General features: G+C 52.3%; 6 protein-coding genes. 4 read left to right on the forward strand and 2 right to left on the reverse strand.

What is annotated here, in order from left to right:
• Window positions 1-1372 (forward strand): YifB family Mg chelatase-like AAA ATPase (locus VAE48_RS10030; RefSeq protein ID WP_322793187.1); only part of this gene is annotated, 1372 nt, incomplete at its 5' end.
• Here the strand turns inward: VAE48_RS10030 and udp are convergent.
• A complete protein-coding gene (gene udp, locus VAE48_RS10035; RefSeq protein ID WP_322793188.1) occupies window positions 1369-2130 on the reverse strand; it encodes a uridine phosphorylase in 762 nt (253 codons plus the stop codon). The two genes, VAE48_RS10030 and udp, sit on opposite strands and share 4 nt — an antisense overlap.
• 135 nt (window positions 2131-2265) lie before the next feature.
• Between udp and VAE48_RS10040 the strand changes: the two genes are divergently transcribed.
• The 3 genes from VAE48_RS10040 (at window position 2266) to lysA (ending at window position 4471) form a co-directional block, all read left to right on the forward strand.
• Window positions 2266-2505: a hypothetical protein gene (locus VAE48_RS10040; RefSeq protein WP_322793189.1), complete on the forward strand. Its 240-nt coding sequence runs from the start codon at window positions 2266-2268 to the stop codon at window positions 2503-2505.
• 93 nt (window positions 2506-2598) lie between these two features.
• Window positions 2599-3123, forward strand: a complete 525-nt coding sequence (locus tag VAE48_RS10045; RefSeq protein WP_322793190.1) for a flavin reductase — start codon at window positions 2599-2601, stop codon at window positions 3121-3123.
• Between the two features lie 31 nt (window positions 3124-3154).
• Window positions 3155-4471, forward strand: coding sequence for a diaminopimelate decarboxylase (gene lysA, locus VAE48_RS10050; protein ID WP_322793191.1), 1317 nt, complete (start codon window positions 3155-3157; stop codon window positions 4469-4471).
• Here lysA and VAE48_RS10055 read toward each other — a convergent pair.
• Window positions 4472-4663: hypothetical protein (locus tag VAE48_RS10055; protein WP_322793192.1), on the reverse strand; the 192-nt coding region annotated here is incomplete at its 5' end.

Genomic DNA, 4663 nt, shown 5'->3' on the forward strand with positions numbered 1-4663 from the left:
GGCCATCAAGAACGCCGGAATGTATTACCCCCGTAAACGGATAACCGTTAATCTTGCTCCGGCATCTGTAAAAAAGGAAGGCCCGGCCTACGACTTGCCCATCGCTCTGGCTGTGCTGGTTGCCACTGAGCAAATTCCCCAAGGGGCGTTCTCCAATTCTCTTGTGGTTGGGGAACTTTCACTGGATGGCAGCGTCCGTCATGTGCGCGGCATTCTGCCCATGGCAGCGGCGGCACGTCAGATGGGATTCATCCGCATCTTCGTGCCGGAAGCAGATGCCGCCGAGGCGGCATTAATTCCGAACCTGGAAGTGATTCCCGTCCGCACCATCCTTGACCTGATCGGTCATGTCAAGGGGCAAAACCCCATTCCAGCCTATCCACCTGTCGAAATCAACGAAATTCAGGTGGAAGTCCAAACCGATTTTCAGGAAATCAAAGGTCAGGAACATGCCAAGCGTGCTTTGGAAATTGCTGCAGCGGGCGGGCACAATGTGCTCATGTCCGGCCCACCGGGGACGGGTAAAACCCTTCTTGCGCGTGCTCTCCCTGCCATTTTACCTCGCATGACCATAGACGAAGCCCTGGACGTTACCCGCATTTACTCGATTGCGGATAAATTACCCCGTGATGTTCCGCTCATCCGAAACCGCCCCTTCCGTGCCCCGCACCATACTATTTCCCATGCCGGGCTGGTTGGGGGAGGCAACACTCCTCATCCCGGTGAAATTTCATTAGCCCACCGCGGTGTGCTGTTTCTGGACGAATTGCCCGAATTCGGCACACGGGTGCTGGAAGTACTGCGTCAACCGATTGAAGATAAAATCGTAACCATTAGCCGCGCCCAGGGTTCGCTCACCTTCCCCGCCAATTTTCAACTGGTGGCAGCCATGAACCCATGTCCTTGCGGCAATTACGGAGATCCGGTCAAAGTCTGTACCTGCTCGCCATCTACGATTACGAAATATCAAAAACGCATTTCAGGCCCTCTGCTGGATCGAATTGACATTTTTATTGAGGTGCCGCGGGTAGATTATGAAAAGTTAAGCGACAAGCGTCAGGGTGAACCATCTGAAACCGTACGCAGCCGGGTCGAAAGCGCCCGTCAAATTCAACGCGAACGGTTCAGAGAGGACGGGCTTTCGTGCAATGCCGATATGCGCCCGGCTGAAATTCGCAAATATTGTGTACTCGATGAAACCGGAACAAATCTGATGCGAACCGCGATGCAGCAATTTCAGCTTTCAGCGCGCGCCTACCACCGAATTTTGAAACTGGCACGCACCATTGCCGACCTTGCAGGCAGTCCCCATATTCAACCTGCCCATTTGGCCGAAGCGCTTCAATATCGCAATCGCAGCCTGCTCAACTAAGTCCCGCCCCGGTCCGCCTCGATTAAAATTTTTATAGCCTCAACCGCAACCTGAATCATCAGGTCGGGCGAGGTTTTTTGGTTAATCAGTGTGGCCGTATCACTGCCAATGACCGTCATGACACCGCCCGCACGTTTGCGATAGATGGATGAGAGCACAAAAATGGCTGCTGCTTCCATTTCCGAACAGATGGCACCGCCGGCAACCCACGCATTCCAACGCGCTTTCAATTCCGACGCAATCGGCATCCGTTCCGGTTCTACCTCGCCATAGAACGAGTCTTTGGTGTGAGAGATGCCGACAAAATAACGCGCCCCCAATTTCGTCGCCGCCTGTACCAGTGCATTGACCACCCCCACATCGGCAACTGCCGGGAACTCAATCGGTAAATACTGGCGGGTTGTGCCTTCATCCCGGATGGCAGCGGTGACAATAGCCAGATCTCCCAGTCGCATGGTTGGCTGCATAGCACCGGAAGTACCAACCCGGATGAAGGTATCTGCTCCTACGGCAATCAGCTCCTCAACGGCAATGGCTGTCGAAGGACACCCCATCCCTGTGGAAACCACCGAAACCAGTTCACCATTCAGTTTCCCGGTATAAACGGTGTGCTCACGGTTGGAAGATATGAAAATTGGCTCATCCAGAAAACGGGCAATTTTTTCAACCCGGCCCGGGTCACCGGGCAGGAGAACATAGCGACCTACATCGCCGCGTTTGACTTTTACATGATATTGAAGTCCATCATGATCCTGCATGGGCTACCTCTTGATGGTGAGATGGGTTTCTATTGTATCATCAAAATCACCCCACATTTGCCCGCCGCACGGAACATTCCAATGCTACCAATTGTATAATGTGAATAGCCGATTCATGATGAAACGGTTGATTGTGTGGCGCTGGCTGAAAAAAGGAGTATTTCCATGGGCAATGGATCAAATCGTAAAGGAGATTTTTTCTTGCTTTTCCTGATCGGGATTGCTTTTGTTCTGCTTCTCTATTTTGGCTCTGGCCTAAGCAGCAGCCTCAATGCTGGTCAAAGCAGGCAGTGGGATCCCTTCACCCCGATTGTTAATGGCCTGTCAGGATTGGGTCAGGCAATCACCAACTCTTTTTCCAGAATGCTTCCATAAGTAATGCGGATTTTCCCCCACGGTTAGAATTCCCCCCAACCAACCTGTTATAATTGCCATTGGCCTTTTTAGCCTTGAAGTAAAGGAGATCACATGCAGCGCACACCCGTTTCTCCCGAAGATTTGCACATTCGGGTTTATGATTTATGGGAAAATGACTGGCTTCTCCTCACTGCAGGGGACTTCCCATCCGGAAAATTCAACGCCATGACCGTTTCGTGGGGCAGCATTGGCTCTCTGTGGGGAAAACCCTATGCTCAGGTATTCATCCGCCCCACACGCTACACTTACGAATTTTGTAACCAGTACGACACCTTCACGCTATGTGCCTTTCCTGCACCATACCGTAAGGCTCTTTCATTAATCGGTTCGCGCTCCGGTAAAGACGCGGATAAAATTGCCCAAGCCGGATTGACTCCCCAGGCAGCCGCTGTGGTCGCGGCTCCGGTTTTTGCGGAAGCATCCCTCGCCATTGAATGCCGAAAAATCTACTGGGCCGATTTGAACCCCGCAAACTTTCTGGATGAAAATATCCACGCTCATTACCCCAATAAAGACTATCACCGCACCTTTTACGGGGAAATTTTACATATCAGCGCAACAGAATCCTTTCGATAAAAATTTCACGCAAAGGACAATCCTTTGATCCATGGATGAATTATCACTTTTTCCGGTTAGCACTTCCATAAACCAAAACGGACATCTGGCCATCGCAGGGCACGATCTGGTTGAATTGGCCAGCAAGTTCGGTACACCGTTATATGTATATGATTCTGCAACGGTGGAAACTCAAATTCAGCGCCTGAATCACCTGCTCAAACGCTATTATCCTGCCGAAGCCATCCTGGCTTATGCCAGCAAAGCCTATCTTTCGTATCAGTTTGCTCAAAAACTTGCCAGGTGGGGTGTTGGATTGGATGTAGTCAGTCTGGGGGAAATTCACATTGCTCAAAAGGCCGGTTTTGCCCCATCGGTGGTACACCTGCACGGAAACAACAAAAGCCCTGCCGAATTACAGGCAGCCATTGAGTGGGGAATACAGGCGATTGTAGTGGATAATCTGGACGAATTAGAGTTACTGGAGCAGCTGGCTTCCAGACGCCAAACCAAAGTCCGTATCTGGCTGCGCATTACACCAGATCTGAGTGTTAATACCCACCCGCACATTCAAACCGCTCACATGGATAGCAAGTTTGGGCTGCATATTCAAAATGGAGAGGCCGAAGAAGCCTTACAGCGCAGTTTGTCCAGCCCGTGGTTTGAAGTGAGCGGCTTGCATACCCACCTGGGTTCACAAATTTTCGATTCGGAGCCTTACCGCATGGCAATTGAAATGCTGTGCGAATTCGCCGCCAGAAATAATTACATCCCCGCCGAAATCAGCCCCGGCGGAGGCTGGGGAGTACGCTATACCCTGAATGACCCGGATGATGACGCCGAGGCATGGGTTAGAACGGTTTCCGGTGCCGTTCAGGAAGCTGCCATTCATTATGACTGGCCCTATCCCCGTCTGGTACTGGAGCCGGGGCGCTGGCTGATTGCCCGCGCAGCGGTTGCCTTATATCAGGTGGGCAATCAAAAAACAACCCCGGCAGGCACTCATCTGGTTGCCGTTGATGGCGGGCTGGCGGATAACCCCCGTGTGGCCCTTTATCAGGCGCAATACACTGCCAAAGTTGCCGAACACCCCAACGCTCCACCCGTCCAGCCCACCCGAATTGTCGGAAAATTCTGCGAATCGGGTGATGTCCTCATCTCTCAGGTGAATTTGCCCAAACTTATCCGCGGGGAGCATCTTGCTGTGCCTGCTTCGGGAGCATATCAATTGAGCATGGCTTCTAACTACAACTACGCTGCCCGCCCCACCGTGTTGTGGGTCGAAAATGACTCGGTTCAGGTTCTTCAGTCCCGAGAGCAGGTTGAACAGCTGGGTTGGCTGGTGCACAAACCTGAAAACGACAAATAATCACGGGATGGGGCTGGCTGAAACCGGCTGAGGCCATTCAATTTCCAGCGGACGGGTATACCCATGTTTTTCGGCAGCAATCAGCCGGGCACGGGATACCTCAGCGCACCCGACTTCATCCCGAACCGTCACCCGCGTCAAGTAAGAGCCGATTGGCTGGAAAACCATTTGTCCGCCCTGGCAGACCCAAGC

This window comes from Bellilinea sp., assembly GCF_034432615.1.
Taxonomy (GTDB): domain Bacteria; phylum Chloroflexota; class Anaerolineae; order Anaerolineales; family Anaerolineaceae; genus Bellilinea.